Here is a 15,811-nt window from a genome sequence, read left to right on the forward strand (position 1 = left end):
TTCTGATTGTTGAGTGCGGGCGCTTTCGGATCAGGTTCTGAAGAGGCCACGGCGCCCGAACAGAGGCGAACGCTCGCCCAAGCCATGCGGATCGTGGTGGAGACGCGCAAGATACTCCACCTCGGTCTTCGATCCGCCAATGAAAGGCGTGCGTTGGTGAAGAGCGGTGGGCTCGTGGTCGAGAATGCGCTCGAAGCCTGAGGTGGCTGCGCCGCCAGCCTGCTCGATGATCCAGGCGAGCGGATTGGCCTCGTAGACGAGGCGCAAGCGGCCCATCGTGTAGTTGTCGCGGAGATCTCCCGGATAAAGGAAAATGCCGCCGCGAGTCAGGATGCGATAGATGTCGGCCACCGGGGAGGCGGTCCATCGCATGTTGAAGTTCTTGCCGCGTGGGCCCTCGCGGCCGCGCAGGCAGTCGTCGATGTAGGTGCGGATGGCCTCGTCCCAATAGCGATAGTTCGAGGCGTTAATCGCATACTCGCGCGTGGAGGTGGGAATCTCGACGTTGGGGGCGGTGAGAATGAATTGCCCGGCTGTCCGTTGCAGCGTGAAAATGTGCGTGCCGTTGCCGACGGTAAGAACGAGTGTCGTGTACGGCCCGTAAAGCACGAAGCCAGCCGCAAGCTGGGCGCTGCCCTTTTGCAGGAAGCTCGACGTGTCCACGCCGTTGGCGCGGGCGGGAAGCACCGTGAAGATGGTGCCAATCGAGACGTTGCAGTCGATGTTGGACGAGCCATCGATCGGATCGACGGCCACGGCCAGGGGTGCGCCCGGATTGATCGGCAGGGCCCACTCGAGTTCCTCGGACCCGAGCGACGCGACCGGAGCCTCTTTAAGGGCGGCGATGATCAGATCGTTGGCGCGAACGTCGATCTCTTTCTGGGCGTCGACACCGCTCTGGCGGCCGGTTTCCGAGCCAAGCGCGCCCGCGAGCGATCCAAGGTTTATCAGGCTGCCGATGCGGCAGCACGCTTCCGACAGGCGAACGACTGTAACGGCAACATCGGCTCGGGCTGGATCTGCCTGTGCCCAGCGATCAAGAAAGGCCCCTAAATCAATGGGGTCAGTCATTCGTCTTAATCCTCCCATGGCACCGCCCGGTCGTTGCGTGGGTCGTGAAGACCGCCGCGCGTTGTGCCTGTCGACATTCGAGGGGTAGCCGGACCTTCGCGCAAGGTTGAACTTTAGTCTGCCCCCTCCATAGCCTCCATCTGATGAACATTTCTTAGCAAATGCGCGCTTATATCCTTTGGCGTGTATATTTATTTCTTATGCAATTAAAGGATGTATATCTATGGAGAGCGCCAGACAGACCGGGTCGATGGGCGGTGTCCCGGGTTGGATGCCGAGCAAAGATGCGGGCGGGTATGAGCCTTTGGTGCGGGGAGACAGCGACGGGCTTGGCGTTTGGACTTCACTGCTCTGGCCGATGCTGGGGCTGTCGGGGATGCTCAACGGGCTTCAGCTCTCCGTTTCTCTCTATGTGATCGGTATCTACGATCACGTGCTGCCGACGCGGAGCCTTACTGCGCTCGCTCTCCTGACCGGCGCGGTGCTCGCGCTCCACGTCTTGTTCGCGCTGCTGGACTGGTTGCGGTCGCTCGCGCTGTTTCAGGCGAGCGCTTGCTTCCTACGGGTGCTCGATGGATATGCGCTTGGCGTGATCTGCACAGGTGCGCCGCGCCGAGGTCTCGCGGCGGTTCGCGATGTGGAACGAGTGGGGCGCTTTCTGATTGGCGGCGGTCCGGCTGCGTTTCTCGATGTTCTCTGGACGCCCATTTTCCTTGGTGCGGTGTTTTGGCTGAACCCGGCGCTCGGGAGTTTCGCCGGTGCGGGGTTTCTCCTCGTCGCGGGGCTCGGCATCGCGGCGGAGCGCCGATCGCGGGGTACGGCGCGAAGGATCTCCCGAAAACACTATCTGCGTTTTGCAGTGGCGCGCGATGCAGAGGCCGCGAAAGCGTCACGCAGCCGCGTGCCTGTGTCCCAGGTCTCGTCTCGCTGGAGCGCCGCGTCTCGATCCTACTACGTTCACAGATCGCGCGGCGCTCTTCGGGCGATGCAGTCCGCAGCGCTGGGAAAGGCCCTGCGCTTGATGTTTCTGTCGGGCGGGCTTGCGCTCGGTGCGTTGCTCTTCATCGAGGGGGCGATGAGCGCGGGCGGATTGGTGGCGTCGTCCGTCCTCATGGGACGGCTATTCATGTCGCTCGACGCCGCTCTCATGCATTGGCGCTCGTTCGTTGGGGCGCGGACGAGCTACACCCGGCTCGTGACAAAAACTAGATCTTGAACTCTTCGATGTTGGCGAACGCTCCGCGCAGAGCGTCGGACCACGACGAGGACAGCTTCTTGAAATACTCGTCGTCCTGGTAGATGCGCTTTTCGCGCCGGACGTCGAGGCTATCGCGATCGTAGATCAGGATGTCGATCGGCATGCCGACCGAGAGGTTCGAGCGCAACGTGGAATCGAATGAGAGCAGCACCAGCTTCGCGGCCTCTCCGAGCCGCATCTCCGGACGCGCAACGCGATCGAGGATCGGCTTGCCATACTTGTGCTCGCCGATCTGAAGGAAGGGCGTATCGTCGGTTGCCTCGATGAAGTTGCCTTCGGCGTAGATCTGATAGAGACGGGGGCGCTCGGCGCCGATCTGTCCGCCGAGAATGAAAGACGCCGCAAAGCCCGCCTTGCTCATCTCCAGCGCGGGGCCATCCTGACGGCGCACATCGCGCACGGCATCGCCGACGAGGCGCGCGGCGCGGTACATGGATGGGACGTTGAACAACGTCGTCCCGGTGTAGTCGGGCGTGGCGAGCTGTTCGTTCAAGTTGCTCACGACCGACTGGGTGACAGCCAGATTGCCCGCCGACAGCAGCACGATCACTCTGTCGCCGGGCTGGCGCCAGAAGTGGAGCTTGCGGTACTGGGCGATATTGTCGACACCGGCGTTGGTGCGGGTGTCGGCGGCAAACACGAGGCCGCCGTCCAGTCTCAGCGCGACGCAATAGGTCATCGCGAGCATTCCTTCTTTTGGGGCCGCAGGGCGCTTAAGCCCCCAGGAGCTTCGGTACCCCGATTTTTCTTTTTTGGCGGTCTTTCGTCGGAGGGCCGATATTTACCCTTCGCGGCACTCATTGCTGTTGCTGAGCGCCTTGCTGCTCAACTTCGACCTTTACGTCAAGGGCTTCGTTCTCGCCGCCGCGCTGGGTGCCTCGAATGGGGGAGGCCGATCCGGCGTCGAAACCGCAGGCGAGGCGCACGTAACGCTCGGTCGGGCACATGCCGTTGGCAGGATCGAAGCCGACCCAGCCAAGCCCGTCGACCCAGGCTTCCGCCCAGGCATGGTGGGCTTCCGACGGGGCGAGGGTGCCGGACAGGAAGTAGCCGTTGACGTAGCGCGCCGGGATGCCGATCACGCGGGCCGCCGAAATGAACACATGAGCGTGGTCCTGGCAGACGCCTTTTCCCTCGGCCAGCGCCTCGGCGGCGCTGGTGTGCTCGTGGGTGGCGCCGATCTCGTAATCGACGGCGTCGCGAACGGTGCGCATCAGGGCATGCAGGCAATCGAGGCTATCGGTCGGGATCTTGCCGTTGCTGACGCTGCGGGCAAGCTCGCGGATGGCCTTGTCGGGTGCGGTCCTCGGGGTCTCGCGGAGAAAGACGCGGCGGGGTGCCATTTCGCTCAGGCCGTGGATGATGCCGCAGGTGTCCTCGGTGTCGACTATCCCCGATGCCTCGATGGTGATGCCGTCGTGCAGCGCCCCTAACGAGGCGAGGTGGACGATGTTGCCGAAGCCGTCGCGATATTCGATGTGCTTATCGAAGCCCGGTGCGGAGATCGCCCAGCTCAAGACGTTCTGTCCCTCGAACGACGGCGGCGTCAGGCGCAGGCTTTGAATCGAATAGCGCGCCGGCGTGTCGTAGCTGTAGGTCGTTATATGGCGAATTTCGATCAGCATCCGCCCCTCACGAATTGAAGTGGTAAGCCTCTGAGATCTCGTGCGCGACCCTGTTGTTGCGTGCGATGAACTCGAGCAGGAATTCGTGTAGGCCCGACTGGAAAATTGTGTCGATGTCTCCCTTTTCGAGCAGGGCGAGGGTCGATCTCGCGGTCTCGGCGCAGGGCTCCTGCTCGCCGTAGAGACCCGAAAGATCGTCCAGCGTGTTGTCGATCTCGGTGTAGCAGGCGCGCAGCGAGCGCGGCATGGCGCGGTTGAGGATCAGATAGTCCGCGATCCGCCAGGAGCGATAACTGTCCTTGTAAACCCAGCGATAGCTACGGTGGGCGGATACCGAGCGCAGAATGGCCTCCCACTGCGCGTTGTCGACGCCGCTCCCGATCATGCTCGTGGAGGGCAGCAGCACGTAATATTTCACGTCGAGAATGCGCGCGGTGTTGTCGGCGCGCTCGAGGAAGGTGCCGAGCTGGCTGAAGAAGAAGGTGTCGTTGCGCAGGATGGTGTTGAGAAGCGCGCCGCGATATCCGGCCGAACGCTCCTTGATCCAGTCGAGGATGCGGGGCAAGGCATCTGGCCTGAGCGTCTCCGGGCGAATGGTCTGGAACTCGAGCCAAGAACCGTTGAGGCTTTCCCACATCTCGCGCGTCAATGCCGTGCGCTGGGCGCGCGCGTTGCGGCGCGCGGTTGCGAGGCACGTGTGGATGCTGGAAGGGTTGCTGGCGTCGAACAGCAGGAAATCAACGACGTTGCGTGTGTCGAGGACGCCGTGTTTGGCCTTGTACTGCTGCGTGCAGCCGGCGCTCTCCAACGTCGACGCCCATTCCTGATTGCGATCGTCTCCGGCTCTCGGCAGGAGCGCGATGCGATACCCCGCTTCGATCAGGCGGGCCATGTTCTCGGCTCGCTCGATGTAGCGCGATAGCCAGAAGAGATCGTTTGCCGTGCGCCCTAGCATGTGTTTCGTGCGACCTGTCTTGTTCTCGGACTTTTGATCTTTTGTCGGCCGTGCGTGTTGGTTGAAAGCGCCCCTAGTCTTGGAGCACCCACGTGTCTTTGGTTCCGCCTCCCTGGCTGGAGTTGACGACGAGAGATCCTTTTTTGAGCGCGACGCGCGTCAAGCCGCCGGGGACGAGGCGGACCTCGTCGCCGATCAGCACGAACGGCCGCAAATCGAGATGGCGGGGCGCAATGCCTTCGTCGACGAGCGTCGGGCATGTCGAGAGGGCCAGCGTCGGCTGTGCGATGTAGTTATCGGGCTTGGCTCTGACGAGTGCCCGGAATGTCTCGACCTGCTCTTTCGTCGAGGTCGGGCCTACCAGCATTCCGTAGCCACCCGAGCCGTGGACTTCCTTGACGACAAGCTCGGCCATGTTCTCGAGCACGTACTTCAAGGCGTCGGGCTTGCGGCAATTGTAGGTGGGCACGTTCTTCAGGATCGGCGGGCGACCCATGTAGAACTCGATGATCTCTGGGATGTAGGTGTAGATCGCCTTGTCGTCGGCGATGCCGGCGCCTGGGGCGTTGACGATGGTGACATTGCCGGCGCGATAGACGTCGAACAGACCCGGCACGCCGAGAACGGAACTCGGATCGAAGGTCAGCGGATCGAGGAAGGCGTCATCGACACGGCGATAAAGAACATCGACGCGGCAGAGCCCCTGCGTCGTCTTCATGTTCAGGTAGCCGTCCATGACGACGAGATCCGATCCCTCGACCAGCTCGACACCCATCTGGTCGGCGAGGAACGCGTGCTCGTAATAGGCGCTGTTGTAAATTCCCGGCGTCAGCACCGCGATGACCGGATCCCCGTCGAGCTTGTGAGGCGCGACGCTTTCCAGCGTCTTCAAGAGATTGTCCGGATAGGTTTCGACCGGAGCGACGCGGTTCTCCGCGAACAGGTGCGGGAACATGTGCATCATCGTTTCGCGGTTCTCCAGCATGTAGGAGACGCCGGACGGCGTGCGCGTGTTGTCCTCGAGAACGTAGAACTCGTTCTCCGCGGTTCGCACGATGTCGATGCCGATAATGTGGGAGTAGATGCCGAGCTCCGGCTCGACGCCGATCATCTCGGGCACGAAGGCGCTGTTCTGGATGACCAGCTCTGCCGGGATGCGCCCGGCTTTGATGATCTCCTGCCGGTGGTAGATGTCGTACATGAAGGCGTTCAAGGCTTTCACGCGCTGCTCGATGCCGGCGGAAAGGCGCCGCCATTCGGCGGCGGCGATGATGCGGGGCACGACGTCGAACGGGATCAGCCGCTCGGATGCCTCCGCGTCTCCATAGACGTTAAAAGTGATGCCGGTTCTCCGAAACAGGAGTTCGGCTTCGGCGCTCTTTTTTCGAAGATCCTCGACCCGGACCGAGTCGAGCCATCCTGAAACTGCAGAGTACGGCTCGCGGACGCCCTGTCCGAAGCCGTTCATTTCGTCAAACGCTGGCTTCAATTCGGCGGCCCTGATTTGCTCCATGCTTCACTTATGGCAAGAGACGGGCCAATCGGGAGGCACGAGAAAAACCAAGCATTGCCGTGCTTTTCTCCAAGAGGTCCTGCCTATCCGATGATCATGTGCCCGGTGGCTGAGCGCGACGTGATCAATCTGTGGTCAATCGTATCGGCTCAACGCGGCTTGCCTCGCGCGGAGCATTGAATCACGAAACCCGGCTGTGAGCCACTGGCCGCGTTCCGTCGGTGCGGAATTTGTTGCGGGCAACCGGGGCGGGCGTCGAGCGTCTTTCACAACGGGGCTTTGGCGGCGCGTCGGTGCACCTGCTCGTGCGGGTTGCACCTTTCTGTCCGTGGCGGGAGCATCCTGGCGGGTGCCTCTTGACGCGGGCGGGTTTCTGTTCTTTTATTTCTGTCATGACAGAAATAACAGTAAGACAAGAACCGCTGCCTCCCGCGATCGAGCGGTTCGTGGTGGCTTGGGGCGAGATGGGCGAGGTGTGGGGCGTCAACCGCTCGGTCTCGCAAATCCATGCGCTCCTCTATGTTTCCGACCGGCCGCTTTCGGCCGAGGAAATCGCGGAGCGGCTCCGCCTTGCGCGCTCGAACGTGTCGACGTCGCTGCGCGAGCTGATGTCCTGGTCGCTGATCCGGCGCGTCTCGGCGCTCGGCGACAGGCGCGATTTCTACGAGGCCGAGGCGGACGTGTTCGAGATGGTCCGGCGGATCGCGGCCAACCGCAAGACGCGGGAGATCGATCCGGCCATTGCCGCGCTGCGCCAGTGCGTGGCGTCGGCCGAGGGAGATGCGCGCGTCTCCGCCGAAGTGCGCAAGCGGTTCCAGTCGATGCTGGACTTCACGGAGGGTGTGGCGCGGAGCTTCGATGAGATTCTGCAACTTCCCACCCCTGTGCTCCAGAGGCTGATCAAGATGGGGGGAGCGATCGCGCGGTTCGCGGGGCTCACCACGGGGCGGAAATCGAAACGGGGGCCGGCCGCCGATCCGTGATCGCTCCGCGCAGAAAGTTCAGCACGTCGCGTCGAGGAGTTTTCGATGGTCCCGCTCAAAGCCGGTACTGCTGTTCAACTGGGGATGCGTCCAGAAGGTGCGATCCTTCCGGCTGAGGACGGCGTGGTCGACCTCCGCTTTAGGGCGCTGGTGGGTGAAGCGGGCTGGAGCCGGTTGCCGGTGGCAGTCCAGCGCCGCTTTTCCAAGCGGCTCGGGCCGGGGGATGTCACGGTCTACGCGGGGGAGGTTCTGGAGACGCGGCTTTCGCGCGTGGGCAGGCTGCTCTCGTTCCTGGCGCGTGCCATCGGCGCGCCGCTGCCGCTCGACGACGGCATGACGGGTGGCGCCAGCGTGGTGGTGATGGAGAACGCAGGGCTCGGCGGGCAAAGCTGGACGCGGACCTATGCGCGGGCCGGCAAGTTTCCTCAGGTGATCCACTCGGCCAAGCGATTTTCCGGGCGCACGGGGCTCGAGGAGTATGTCGGGCGTGGCATCGGCATGACGCTTTCCGTCTCGGAAGAGAGAGGCACGCTGGTGTTTCGCTCGGCCGGCTACTTTCTGGATTTGCGGCGCGTGCGCCTGCCGATACCGGATGTGCTGGCGCCGGGCGCCATGGAGATTGTGCACGAGGACGAGGGAGACGGCAGGTTTCTGTTCAAGCTTTCGCTCGTGCATCGCGTGTTCGGAACAGTCGTGCGTCAGACGGCGCGATTCCGGGATGCGTGAGTGTGGAGCTGCTGGCCAGCAGTCTTGCGATATCCACTGCGGTTTCTGGACGCCCTTCGGCTGCCTTGATTTGGATTTGTTCTTGCTTTCCACGGGGGATAAGGTCCGCGCCTTCGGTGCGCGGTGGTTTTTGGTATGAGCGACGCCCGGCGGAAAGTTTCACGACAGAGGACGCCACGATGATTGGATCTCCGAAGGAATGGGCTTCGTTGCTGGGGTTCGATCGGGATACCGACGAGAAGACGATGGCCGCCCGCGCGCGTGTGCTCGGCAAGACGCTCGCCTATCTGGAGACGCATTTTTCCGATCCTGACGGAGCACGGCCATCGGAAGAACTCGTGATCGAACTGGGTCAGTTTCTGATCCTTGCCGAGGGCATGGAGTCCAAAGGGCGAAGCGTCAAATTCAAGGAACTCTACGAGACGATCGGCGAGCTGCACTTGCATTGGGATGAGATCGATCGCGACGCGGCGTTTCGGGCCATCGCCAAGAAGGTTGCTGTGATCAAGGGGATCGTGGCGTTCTCGGATGCCTGGCTGGGAACGGCTTCTGCGGTCGCCGCCGCGCCGCCGGCGGAGCTGCCGCAGGTGAGTCCGCCGTTCGTATTCGCGGAGATCGACGAGGCCGACGTCAAGACGCGCCTCGTGCGTCCCTCTCATTTGCGGTAGCACCGCGTCGGATCAGGGCTTCGGCTTTGATCAAGATTTGCACTCGCCGTCGTGATCCTTGCGGGCGGCCGCAGCGATGCGTTCGCAGTCGTTGCCGTAGGTTTTGCCGTCGCAGCCGCAAACGGGCTTGTAGATCTTGGTGCACATTTCCGTGCGCACGATGCAGGAGCCTTCGGGCTTATCCTCGCGGCATTGTCCGGCGGGGGCTTCGCAAAGAAACCCGTGATCGCAGGACGGGCCGGCTTGTCCTCCGCACGCCTGATCGAGGCCGGCCTGGGCGGCGGCTTGTGGGGTCCATGCATACAAACTGCAGAGCAGAACGGCGGAAACTGTCGCGATGCGGCGGCGCGTGAGCATTTGAACTCCCATCGTTGGGTCTTGGGATCTTTGCGGCTCGCGCACTCCGCTTCGCCGCTATTTCTTTTCGAGAAGGACCTGTCCCTTCGATTGGATCGCGCCCTGGATCATCTCGGCGAACCGCTGGAGCAGCCAGGGCAGAGTGATCTCGATGCGCACGTCCTTGTCGGCGACATCCACGTTCCCGAACGCCTCCTGGCCCATGGCGCGAAGCTTGAAGGTCATCCTGTCACCGGTCCAGACCTCCTCTTCGAAGCTGAGCATGGGAAGGGTGGACGTGGCGCGGGCGAGCCCGTTCTTGAGGCGGTTGGTGGCCTCCTCTTTGCCGAGGCTGTGCGGGACGGTTACGATCAGCGGCTTCGACATGACTTTCCTCTCGGCCCGTGTCGCCTGCCCTGACGGTGTGATGCAGGCCTAGCGGGCATGGTTCGAATTCAACGCGAATGCCGTTCGGGGCGTTCCGCGCGTCGGCGGGGTGGAGCGGCCGGCGGGTTCAAGCCGGCTAATCCTGCGCCGTTGCTTATTCTGATCGAATTGGCCTGCAAAGCCCGTCGGAAAATCCCGAGGTACGGGAAATTTTTTCCTGAGCGTATTCAACGGCCCGGCGTTTCGCAGGGGGCGTTCAAGCGGGCTTGGTGGGGAGGGGTGCGCCCTGTTTGGGGGGACGCGCTCAGCGCACTTGCGCCCGGGGCGATCACCGGCTATTCAGCTGCGCTCGGTTCGCAAATACCCGATGATTTGACCACGGTCATCCGGCGCGAAGCGAGACAAGGCCGGAGAGGTGGCAGAGTGGTCGATCGCGCCGCACTCGAAATGCGGAGTACGGGCAACCGTACCGGGGGTTCGAATCCCTCCCTCTCCGCCACTTTATTGCTCACGCGCCCATGGGCGCTCCGCATGGGCGGCGCTCGCGCCGGGTCGCCTTGCTTCCGAGCCCTTCGGGCTTAAGCAGAGTTCGAATTCGCTCCCTTCCTACCGGGCATGTGATCGCTGACGCGTCTATCGGCACTTCGCATTGGCGACAGATCTCCGCTAATATTCAGATATCGCTAGCAATATTCTGGTGTGCGTCGTCGCGAAATTGCCGTGGACGCTGTCACGACGGTACGCGTCTAGTTTACAGCCAGAACTGTGCGGCGGTGAGGCTGGTGACGTTCAGGATCCAGACGCCAAAGTCCGATGCCCCGTCGCCGTTGACGTCGGCGCTCAGAAACCCGTTTGAAAAGCTGAGCTGACCGGCGACGCCGGAGAAACTCGATGCGCCGATGAACGCGAAGGCCTGATTTCCCCGAGAGCCGGCATTGGCGTCGAGCTGGGAGAGATCGATCTTGTCCGACTCGGCTGCATTGAAGTCGGTAATCGTGTCGTACGACAGGGTGTTGCTGTCGCTAAGGGCGCTGAAGCGGAAGACATCGGCGCCGGCTCCGCCGGTCAGCGTATCGGCGCCCGCTCCGCCAATGAGGATGTCGGCTCCGTCTCCGCCGATCAGGTGATCGTTGCCGCCGTTTCCTGACAGTACGTCCTTGCCGGCGCCGCCCGTGATGACGTTATCGAGGGCGTTGCCGCTGGCTTTGAAGGCTCCGGAGCCGATGAACGTCAGGTTCTCGACATCGGCGCCGAGCGTGTAAGAGCGAAGCGTGGTCAGGATCGTGTCGGTGCCGGCGTTGGCGCCTTCAGTTACGAGGTCGCGTGCGTTGTCGACGACATAGGTGTCGTCTCCGGCTCCGCCGAACATCTTGTCGGTTCCGGCTCCGCCGTCGAGCACGTCATTACCGCCCGCGCCATAGAGGATGTCGTTGCCGGCCAATCCCTTCAGCGTGTCGTTCTGATCGCCACCGGTCAGCGTGTTGACGAGGGCATTGCCGATGCCATCGAAAGAGCCCGTGCCGATGTAGACGAGGTTCTCGAGGTTGTTTGCGAGCGTGAAGGTGGAGACGTTGGCGTGGACCGTATCGGTTCCGGCTTTCGCGGATTCGACAATTGTGTCGGACGCGTTGTCGACGACGTAGGTGTCATTGCCGAGGCCACCTTGCAGGAGGTCGGTGCCCGATCCGCCATCGAGCAAATCGTTGCCGGCGCCCCCGATCAAAGTGTCGTTGCCGTTTCCGCCGAAAAGCTGATCGTGAGACGCGCCGCCTTTGAGGACGTTGTCCTGCGCGCTGCCGAAGCCGACAAACGATCCGTTGCCGATGTAGGTCAGGTTCTCGACGTTGTTGGCGAGCGTGAAGGTGGCGAGCGCCGTCTGCACGGTATCCGACCCGCCGTTGGCGCCTTCGATGATGGCGTCTCCTGCGTTGTCGACGGTGTAGAGGTCGTTGCCGGCTCCGCCGAGAAGCGTGTCAGCGCCCGTACCGCCATCAAGCGTGTCGTTGCCCTCGCCACCGTAGAGCGTATCGCTTCCGTCGCCGCCGATCAGCGTGTCGTTACCATCGAGGCCCGACAGCACGTTGTCGATGGCGTTTCCGCGCAGGATGTCGTTCTGCGCCGTGCCGATGGCATCCTCGATCCATGTGCCGAACGCGATCGAGATGTTCGAGGTCATCATGTCCGAATTCGAGAACGAGCCCGGATCGAGATTGATGACGCAGGCGTAGCTGGAGCCCGACAGATCGAGCGTGTCGATCCCGTAGCTGTCGTAAATGCAGAGCACCGGATGCAGGTTCTGGGTGAAGTCAAAGACCGCATCGCTCGCCGTCGAATTGTAGCCGTAGGTGGTGTTGCCGTCGCGGGTTTCGGTGTCCTCGCCGTAGATGTTCTGGATGGTCAGGATGTCATAAAGCATCGGCGTCTGGGCGTAGTACCGCTTGCCGTCGCTGGCGATCCAGTCCGCGCCGGTCTTGTCGGCGGTGAAGTACGACATCACCGTGTATTGCTGCGAATCCTGCTGGAAGAGCGCGTGTTTCTGGTAGGTCGGCGAGCCGCCGTTGTAATTTCCGGGATGCTCGAGCCCAAGGGCGTGGCCGATTTCATGAACATAGGCCTGGTAGCCCCACTGGCCGACTTGGGGATCGACGAGGTTGTTGGTTCCGGAGTTGGCGCCGTAGTTCGGGTTTAGCCACACGCTTCCCGAGGTGAGGGACTGCCCGGGAAAGTAGGCATGGGCATAGCCGATGCTGGTGGTCGTGTTGGCGAACTTGATGTCGGCCGTGTCGGACGCTGTGAGCGTGAATTTCGGGGCGATGAGGCTGTCCCACATGCCTATCGCCGAAGTGGCGGCGGTTTGCTGGGCGGAGTTTAGCGCCGAGAACCCCGCTTTTTCTCCGTAGGCAGCCCAGCTGGCGTTGGTCGGAAAGCTGTAGGTGAGGTTGCCGCCTGACCAGTGAGCACCGGAATCGAGCTGAGCGACGATTTTGTCGCTGGTCCAAACTGGTTTGGCCATGTGTTCGCGTGCGTCCCCTGTTCCCCTGCGAGGAGACTACGGACACGCTTTTAAATTTGCGGCCGGCAATTCGTTCGAATTTTATGGAATGGGGGCGTCGTCGCGCGTTTTAAGGATCTGTTAAGCTGGCGAATCAGCGAGCGAGGGCGGTGCGGATGGCGTCGAGGCCATCGGTCAAAGCCGCAGGGCCTGGCTGCAGGATGAGCGGAGACTTTATCTCGAAGATCCGGCCGGATGCGACGGCAGGTACGACGCTCCAGCCGTCACGCGTCTTGAAGCTTTCGGTCTTGACCTTTTTTCCGCACCAGGACGCGAGGATGACATCGGGGGCGCCGGCGATGACCTGCTCCGAGGTGACGATCCGGTCCTTGGCTTCGGCCCGGTTGCCAAGGTCCGCAAAGATATCGATGCCGCCGGCGATCTCGATCAGCTCGGAAACCCAGCCGATGCCGGAAATCATCGGGCTGTCCCATTCCTCGAAATAGACCCGCGGCTTTACAACTCTCGCTTTCGAGGCTTCGGCGATCTCTCCAATGCCAGCTTCGAGCCTGCGGGCGAGCGCTTCGGCTTTCTCGGTGCAGCCGATCAAAGCTCCGACAGTGCGGATCATCGCGAAGATGCCGGCGATGCTGCGCTGATTGAAGAGATAGACGGGGAGGCCCTTCTTCGCGAGATCGGCGACGATCGGGCCTTGGATATCGGAGAAGGCGAGGATCAGGTCGGGCTCGAGCGCGGCGATGCGGTCGATGTCGGCCGACAAGAAGGACGAGATGCGCGGCTTTTCCTTGCGCACTTCAGGCGGGCGTACCGCATAGCCCGAAACGCCGACAATGCGATGTTGCTCACCGAGGAGGTAGAGCGTTTCGACGGTTTCCTCGGTGAGGCAGATCAGGCGTTCGGCGGGGTAGCGCCGCAACGGGGCGTCCTGCTCAGGCCGCCGCTTGCGCGGACGGCTGAGCCGGCTTCACCAGCGACAGTGCAACCGCCGCGCGGTGGATCAGCACGAAGCCGACGTAGGCGACGAGGTTGATGGTCAGCACTTCGGTCACGATGGCGGTCGAGAACGCATCGCCTTCATAGCCGAAAGCAACTCCGGCTGCGTAAAGGCCGATCTGATAGACGACGAACGCCACAGCGAAGGCGACAACGAGAGCGACCGGCTCGGAGAGGCTCGCCTGTGTTGCGGCGCGAGCAGCGAGGTAGCCGAGGACGGCCGAAACGCCGATGGCCGCGCCCCAGGCGTAGCTGTCGGCAGTGTGCGGGTAGCTCAGCAGCACGAAGCCGACGAACTGGTTGGCCAGCCAGGAGACGATGACAAGGGCGAGGCCTTCGCCGCGTCCCATCTTGAGGGCGGCGAGAGCTGCGACGGCGGCCAGTGGCGCCGCGCAGGCGTAGGCGAAGCTGCCGACGACCGTCAGTCCCGCGATAAGAGCAATCCAGATGGCCGATCCCGTCTGGGAGGTGGTGAGGCTGCCGGTGGTTGCGGTCCTGTCGGTCACGGGTGCGGTCCTTTTGTAAATTCGGTTTTCGCGTCGCTTTCGCCGGTTATCGGGCTTTCGGCCGATTGGCGCAAGCTGGCGCGCTGTCATTTCGTTTTCTACCGATACGACGCCGAGAAGCGCTGTCAATCACGAAAGGGTGCGACAGGCCGTTCCCGCCGGATCCGGCGGGCAATTTAACCGGCGAAAATGGGGGCGTGTTCCGCCCGCCCTCTCAGGCGGCGAGGGCGGTTCGGGCGGCCGTCAGCCAACGCTTGATCCGCTCGATGTCTGGCACGGCGCCGTCGCGTAGCAGACGCTGGCCGGCGGGGGTCGCGGCGAAAGCGAGCACGTCGGCGCACAGTTTGGCTTCGTCTGCCTCGGCGAGGCGATCCTTGGTGCGATAGCCGGCCTGGGCAAGCAGCTCGGCGTGGGTGCCGCGAAGCTCGGGAATTTCAAGCATCAGCCGGCACTGGTCCTGCCAGAGCTGGATCGTGTCTGCCTTGACGTTGCGCGAGCGCAGCGCGTCGGCGGTCAAATAGGCCGATGCGGCGAGGAAGTCCGCGACGGTCTTGATGCCAAGAGGCGCCAAGCGCTCGGCCATTTTGGGGCCGATGGACGGCGCGCGCTCGATGTTGTCGCTCGTCGTGAGGCGGAATTTCGATGCTGCTTGACTGGGTGCGGGCGTATCCATCGTCGTGCTGGCGATGGCGATTTGGGGCTTCGAAACCGGGCTCGCCGCCTTCTTCGGGGTGGCGGAAATGGCGGCGGCGCGCTTCTCGGCTTGCGCCGCCCGGCGCGGGGCTTCGATTTCGGCTTCGTAGAGCTTGCGGACGACGCGGTCATCCTCGGGGAGGGTTGCCTCGACGCGGCCGGTGGCGTTGAGCTCGTCGTACATGGCGGTGACGATGCGGCGGTCCTCGGCATCGGCGAGGCGTTTCGCGAGCATCTTGGCCGGGATTTTCACGGCGGCGAGCACCGTATCGAGCGTGAGGTCCACGTCGGGCGGGGTCACGGCGGCCTTCGCGAAGGCGCGATCCAGAACAGTGGCGAACGCGCCTGCGGCGTAGACAATCAGTTCGGCCAGGATCTTGCGGCTCAGCGCGTCGAGGCCGGCGGGCGGGTCGGAGACACCGGCGTTCAGATCGTAATGCGCGATGAGGGATTCGTAGTGCGGGTTGGCCTTCTCGGCCCCCCGGCAGACGAGATCGCGCAGCCAGGTTTCGCTGGTGTCCGCCGCGACGGCGATCTGGCCATGGGCGGCGACGCCTTGCTCCCGGAGGGCGTCGTAGCTCCGCGAGATCGACCATTCGGCGGCGCGATGAATGCTGTTCTCGGCGTCCGACTGGCCGGTGTGAAAAGGCTGGATCGGGTCGGTGACATAGTGAGAGAGCACGCCGGCGTTCCAGACCGCCTGCTCCCAGTCCTGACGCGCGAGGGCTTCCGTCAGCTCGCCGAACCACTTCTCGGCCTTGTCGAGCGCGCCACCCCAATAGCCGTCGCGGACGTGAAGAACGTGATTCTTGAAGTCCTTGAACTGGTCGTCGGGGGCTTTCGAGCCCTCCATGTAGAGGCTTGCGTGCTTCAGGAATAGCCGTTGCCAGCCTTCGGCATCGGGGCCCTGCAACTGGCGCAGCGCGTCGAGCGCCAACTTGTGATGCGTGCCCTTGGCATGGGCGGCATAAACGATGCGAAACAGCAATGACATGCGGGCGTCCCCGGCGGTGATCTCGGTCACGGGAAATTGGGCCGAGTCGGCTTTGGGGAGAAGGCGCTGGGCGATAATCGCTGTGTATGA

General features: G+C 62.9%; 15 protein-coding genes and 1 tRNA gene. 5 read left to right on the top strand and 11 right to left on the bottom strand.

Translation table 11 applies throughout. The features are described 5' to 3' along the window. Positions 1 to 30: 30 nt before the first annotated feature. Complete coding sequence (locus RCO24_RS09760; RefSeq protein ID WP_308961694.1) at positions 31 to 1,071, bottom strand: class 1 fructose-bisphosphatase; 1,041 nt, start codon at positions 1,069 to 1,071, stop codon at positions 31 to 33. A gap of 223 nt (positions 1,072 to 1,294) precedes the next feature. Between RCO24_RS09760 and RCO24_RS09765 the strand changes: the two genes are divergently transcribed. Beyond that, complete coding sequence (locus RCO24_RS09765; RefSeq protein ID WP_308961696.1) at positions 1,295 to 2,287, top strand: hypothetical protein; 993 nt, start codon at positions 1,295 to 1,297, stop codon at positions 2,285 to 2,287. Here the strand turns inward: RCO24_RS09765 and RCO24_RS09770 are convergent. The 4 genes from RCO24_RS09770 to RCO24_RS09785 form a co-directional block, all read right to left on the bottom strand. Next, positions 2,277 to 3,008: a proteasome-type protease gene (locus RCO24_RS09770; RefSeq protein ID WP_308961697.1), complete on the bottom strand. Its 732-nt coding sequence runs from the start codon at positions 3,006 to 3,008 to the stop codon at positions 2,277 to 2,279. The two genes, RCO24_RS09765 and RCO24_RS09770, sit on opposite strands and share 11 nt — an antisense overlap. 118 nt (positions 3,009 to 3,126) lie before the next feature. After that, positions 3,127 to 3,954, bottom strand: a complete 828-nt coding sequence (locus RCO24_RS09775) for a transglutaminase family protein (RefSeq protein WP_308961699.1) — start codon at positions 3,952 to 3,954, stop codon at positions 3,127 to 3,129. Positions 3,955 to 3,961: 7 nt separating this feature from the next. Further along, positions 3,962 to 4,909, bottom strand: coding sequence for an alpha-E domain-containing protein (locus RCO24_RS09780; RefSeq protein ID WP_308961701.1), 948 nt, complete (start codon positions 4,907 to 4,909; stop codon positions 3,962 to 3,964). A 73-nt stretch (positions 4,910 to 4,982) separates the two neighbouring features. Beyond that, the gene (locus tag RCO24_RS09785; protein ID WP_308961703.1) at positions 4,983 to 6,422 is read right to left on the bottom strand and encodes a circularly permuted type 2 ATP-grasp protein; all 1,440 of its coding nucleotides are present in this window, start codon (positions 6,420 to 6,422) and stop codon (positions 4,983 to 4,985) included. 392 nt (positions 6,423 to 6,814) lie between these two features. Here RCO24_RS09785 and RCO24_RS09790 point away from each other — a divergent pair, with 392 nt between their 5' ends. From RCO24_RS09790 to RCO24_RS09800, 3 genes are all read left to right on the top strand, one after another. Beyond that, positions 6,815 to 7,405, top strand: a complete 591-nt coding sequence (locus tag RCO24_RS09790) for a MarR family transcriptional regulator (RefSeq protein ID WP_308961705.1) — start codon at positions 6,815 to 6,817, stop codon at positions 7,403 to 7,405. A gap of 45 nt (positions 7,406 to 7,450) precedes the next feature. Further along, entirely contained in the window at positions 7,451 to 8,131 is a 681-nt protein-coding gene (locus RCO24_RS09795; RefSeq protein ID WP_308961708.1) for a DUF4166 domain-containing protein, read from the top strand. A gap of 179 nt (positions 8,132 to 8,310) precedes the next feature. Beyond that, positions 8,311 to 8,799 carry a hypothetical protein gene (locus RCO24_RS09800; protein ID WP_308961710.1) on the top strand — a complete coding sequence of 163 codons (489 nt, stop codon included), beginning with the start codon at positions 8,311 to 8,313 and terminating at the stop codon, positions 8,797 to 8,799. Between the two features lie 30 nt (positions 8,800 to 8,829). On the opposite strand, the gene RCO24_RS09805 is transcribed toward RCO24_RS09800, so the two are convergent. Beyond that, positions 8,830 to 9,156 (bottom strand): Kazal-type serine protease inhibitor family protein, encoded by a 327-nt coding sequence (locus tag RCO24_RS09805; protein WP_308961712.1) that lies wholly within the window; start codon positions 9,154 to 9,156, stop codon positions 8,830 to 8,832. A 57-nt stretch (positions 9,157 to 9,213) separates the two neighbouring features. Then, positions 9,214 to 9,522 (bottom strand): polyhydroxyalkanoic acid system family protein, encoded by a 309-nt coding sequence (locus tag RCO24_RS09810; RefSeq protein WP_308961714.1) that lies wholly within the window; start codon positions 9,520 to 9,522, stop codon positions 9,214 to 9,216. 409 nt (positions 9,523 to 9,931) lie between these two features. Here RCO24_RS09810 and RCO24_RS09815 point away from each other — a divergent pair. Continuing rightward, positions 9,932 to 10,021: transfer RNA gene (locus RCO24_RS09815), tRNA-Ser, on the top strand. A 252-nt stretch (positions 10,022 to 10,273) separates the two neighbouring features. Here the strand turns inward: RCO24_RS09815 and RCO24_RS09820 are convergent. The 4 genes from RCO24_RS09820 to RCO24_RS09835 form a co-directional block, all read right to left on the bottom strand. Next, positions 10,274 to 12,535 carry a M10 family metallopeptidase C-terminal domain-containing protein gene (locus RCO24_RS09820; protein ID WP_308961715.1) on the bottom strand — a complete coding sequence of 754 codons (2,262 nt, stop codon included), beginning with the start codon at positions 12,533 to 12,535 and terminating at the stop codon, positions 10,274 to 10,276. Positions 12,536 to 12,668: 133 nt separating this feature from the next. Continuing rightward, the gene (locus tag RCO24_RS09825; RefSeq protein ID WP_308961716.1) at positions 12,669 to 13,451 is read right to left on the bottom strand and encodes a cobalamin-binding protein; all 783 of its coding nucleotides are present in this window, start codon (positions 13,449 to 13,451) and stop codon (positions 12,669 to 12,671) included. A gap of 13 nt (positions 13,452 to 13,464) precedes the next feature. Beyond that, positions 13,465 to 14,034, bottom strand: a complete 570-nt coding sequence (locus RCO24_RS09830; RefSeq protein WP_308961718.1) for a hypothetical protein — start codon at positions 14,032 to 14,034, stop codon at positions 13,465 to 13,467. A 214-nt stretch (positions 14,035 to 14,248) separates the two neighbouring features. After that, the gene (locus RCO24_RS09835) at positions 14,249 to 15,721 is read right to left on the bottom strand and encodes a DUF4332 domain-containing protein (RefSeq protein ID WP_308961719.1); all 1,473 of its coding nucleotides are present in this window, start codon (positions 15,719 to 15,721) and stop codon (positions 14,249 to 14,251) included. Positions 15,722 to 15,811: the final 90 nt, after the last annotated feature.

Origin of the sequence: Hyphomicrobium sp. LHD-15 (assembly GCF_031157355.1) — a bacterium.
Classification (GTDB): Bacteria; Pseudomonadota; Alphaproteobacteria; order Rhizobiales; family Hyphomicrobiaceae; genus Hyphomicrobium_C.